This is a genomic window from Candidatus Schekmanbacteria bacterium (assembly GCA_003695725.1).
Lineage (GTDB): Bacteria > Schekmanbacteria > GWA2-38-11 > GWA2-38-11 > J061 > J061.
Window position 1 is genome coordinate 1 of record RFHX01000064.1, and the last position, 2,898, is coordinate 2,898.

At 38.6% G+C, this 2,898-nt stretch carries 6 protein-coding genes; all 6 read right to left on the reverse strand.

Translation table 11 applies throughout. From position 1 onward, the window contains the following. A partial coding sequence (locus D6734_02920; protein ID RMF96986.1) for a mechanosensitive ion channel family protein occupies nt 1–668 on the reverse strand: 668 nt, incomplete at its 3' end. Nucleotides 669–848: 180 nt separating this feature from the next. Further along, a complete protein-coding gene (locus tag D6734_02925) occupies nt 849–1,043 on the reverse strand; it encodes a DUF4190 domain-containing protein (GenBank protein ID RMF96991.1) in 195 nt (64 codons plus the stop codon). 425 nt (nt 1,044–1,468) lie between these two features. Further along, nucleotides 1,469–1,687, reverse strand: a complete 219-nt coding sequence (locus D6734_02930) for a hypothetical protein (protein ID RMF96987.1) — start codon at nt 1,685–1,687, stop codon at nt 1,469–1,471. Beyond that, nucleotides 1,687–1,926 carry a hypothetical protein gene (locus tag D6734_02935; GenBank protein RMF96988.1) on the reverse strand — a complete coding sequence of 80 codons (240 nt, stop codon included), beginning with the start codon at nt 1,924–1,926 and terminating at the stop codon, nt 1,687–1,689. The genes D6734_02930 and D6734_02935 overlap by 1 nt, the downstream gene beginning before the upstream one ends. Nucleotides 1,927–2,004: 78 nt before the next feature. Next, the gene (locus tag D6734_02940; protein RMF96989.1) at nt 2,005–2,277 is read right to left on the reverse strand and encodes a hypothetical protein; all 273 of its coding nucleotides are present in this window, start codon (nt 2,275–2,277) and stop codon (nt 2,005–2,007) included. A gap of 30 nt (nt 2,278–2,307) precedes the next feature. Further along, nucleotides 2,308–2,820, reverse strand: a complete 513-nt coding sequence (locus tag D6734_02945) for a hypothetical protein (protein ID RMF96990.1) — start codon at nt 2,818–2,820, stop codon at nt 2,308–2,310. Nucleotides 2,821–2,898 lie beyond the last annotated feature (78 nt).

Below are 2,898 nucleotides of genomic sequence, written 5' to 3' on the forward strand. Positions count from 1 at the left end.
AAGTTCACACTGCTGTCGGCAAGTTCACTCACCGCCACAAGCGGCTCAGGGTCTTTAAGTATCCTCTCGTCTTCGCCGATTATCTTCTTCAGTTCCTCCTTGACCGCCTTCAGATCGTCATCATATCCCACACCCACGGTTATCTCGATTCGTCTGGTCTCCTTGGCAGAGTAGTTTATGATATTGCCACCTATGATGTTTGAGTTGGGAACTATAATAACCCTGTTGTCAGGGGTTTTCAATACAGTGTTAAATATACGCACCGCCTCAACCGTGCCCGCCACACCGCCAGCCTCCACATAATCACCCACCTTGAAATGCCCAAGCAGTATGAGTAGCACACCGGCACCAAAGTTTGAAAGAGAACTCTGAAGGGCAAGCCCAACAGCAAGACCTGCCGCACCAAGTACCGCAATAAAGGATGTTGTATTCACCCCGAGGTTACTAAGCGCCGCCAGGATGACGAACGTAAGAAGGAGCATATAGGAGAGGTTTCCGATAAAGGTAATCAGGGTAGGATCCACCTTTGCCTTCTCCATCGCCTTCTTTATCAGTTTTCGAAGAATACCGGATACCCATTTACCTACAATGAAGATGGCAACGGAGCCGATTACCCTCACCCCATAAACCGCCAGATAACCGGTGACTGTGGAGATTATCCCTTCCATAAACCCTCCTTTCTTTTTGTGGAAATACTCTCAACCATTATACAGGACTTTGTAATTTTTTGCCATTAAGAATGAAACTGTCAGGTTAAGACCACATTAAGGGAGAAGATTATAAATGTCTTACAGGGAGTGTTTATTTTGACATAGGGAGGCCTTACAGGGGTTAGACTGATTTTTGAATCAGTGAGCAACAAAGTTTGTCGTTAACAATGAAAGTAAAGTTGCTACAATCACAAAATAGCCGAAAGTGATTGAAAAAAGGACTGCTATTTTTCCTCTCTGCTTGCTTTTCTGAATTTGCTTAAGTGCGATATGCCCAAAAATAATGCCTCTTATGAAAGATATGGGCAGACAAAAGAATAGAATCCATCTGATAACCTAACGACAAGGGTCACTTGCCGACAAGACGCAAGCCCGAAGGGCGCAGCGGATTGGTGGTCAGGTGGAGCTAAATGATACTAATTAAGTCTTTCTTAAAATTATACAACAAAGGTGTATGATGTTTTAACAAAAAAACTCTCAAAAGGAGGCTTTATGAGATTTTATACAAATCAGCACGAATTTTACTGTGGGGTGGATCTTCATGCAAGGACACTATAGGTGATCGATACGATTAAATTTGGTGCAGAATACATATTCTGACGCCGCAGAGGAAATCAAGACGGAACAAAAGAAGAACCTTAAGACTACATTAAGGAAATGGATTTATCTAATATTTCCCCGGGAGCGGTTTTTTATTCCGTTACCGATCTCCGCAATTGCTTCGACTTGACAAACGGAGGCCTTATAGGTGTTAGCGTTCAAGTTTTTATATATTCTTTCTCTATTTTCTCTTTCGCACCAGAAGGAACTTCTATTGTTACAAAATATTCTTCAGGATATAAATAATCTTCTCCGCTTTCATCTATAATTCTAATATATCCCTCCACTTCGTTTTCTTTAACAGCAGGATAAATCTTCCACTTCTCTAAGGAAGATGGATAGTCCTTATTTTCTATACACAATACAAACTTGCTCATTATAGTTCCTTCAAAATTTTTTTAATTTTAAATTCCTTCTTCCCAATTCCATGTGCTTCATACCAATGGATTTCTGCTATGTAAATCTGACCACTCTTTAATTTTATTTTAGCAGTTCCTTTAAGTTTTCGCCATCTGCCTTTGCCATAGATTCTCTCAAGTCTTTTTAATTGACGGATTGATTTACTGACAGCAATGGTTTCTATATTTTCTATTCTTTCAATTATTTCAAAATACAACTATAGCCATGCTCCTTGGTGTGTTTTAAATTTTTTCCTTTTCTCTATTGGCCTTCTACTCAAAAGCATTCTTTAGTCCTAAACCTTTTTATCAACAAACTTGTCCCCTTTCTTCTCTATCAATAAGAGGGGCAGGAGAATATCGCGCCAGTCATCAATTGAGCCATTAACACCATTAATTTCCAGCGCCTCATTATCATAATATATTTCTACCTTTTCTTCACAACATCCACACTTTAAAAGATACCTTGGACTTTTTTTACCATATCCTTTTCTGTGATATACTCGAATCTGTGGACATCCATATCTGGCAGTGTCATAAAAACGATTTACTCTCTTTTTGATTTTCATAAGCATGCCTCTCAATAATCAATTTCACTTTTAATTTTTACCAGTTTCTGTAGATAAAGGCAACCTTCCCGTAGCCTTTCTTATTTCTTTTACTAATTGTGCCGATTGCTTTCTTATCTCTTCTTGCGAAAACCCATAGAAAGTCATCTCCCAAAGACAGTGCCCTATAATATCTAATTCAGAATATCTTGCAAGAGATTCAGTTTCAATCTCCATAGCAAGCCACTCAGCCCAATCTGTCAATTCAATGCCATAAGAAACTTCTTGATTGCCAAGATTATCATCTTTAAATTGTTCTGGATTACTTTCCTTATTTAAAATACCATTCTTGCCAAAAACATGGACATAGTACTTTTTATCGTAATCATCAAAGACATCCTTAATGATAATCCGCATTTTAGTCACTATTGGTTTAAGCATCTTCAATTCTCTAAAGACCTGTTTATATCCTTCAATATTCTTTTTCTGGTCTGGATATAACTGTAGAAAAGCAGTGCAAACCTCATCCCAATCATATTTATCTATTAACTCTTTAAACATCATAATACGTCTCTAAGAATAGAAGTCTAACGACAAAGCTCACCTGCCGCTATGGAGCGCAGCGGAACAGCGGTCAAGTGC

What these genes read in the sequence shown, in the direction of transcription:
- D6734_02945 (RMF96990.1), bottom strand. Translation starts at nt 2,820, where the DNA reads ATGATGTTTAAAGAGTTAATAGATAAATATGATTGGGATGAGGTTTGC.
- D6734_02930 (RMF96987.1), bottom strand. Translation starts at nt 1,687, where the DNA reads ATGAGCAAGTTTGTATTGTGTATAGAAAATAAGGACTATCCATCTTCC.
- D6734_02940 (RMF96989.1), bottom strand. Translation starts at nt 2,277, where the DNA reads ATGAAAATCAAAAAGAGAGTAAATCGTTTTTATGACACTGCCAGATAT.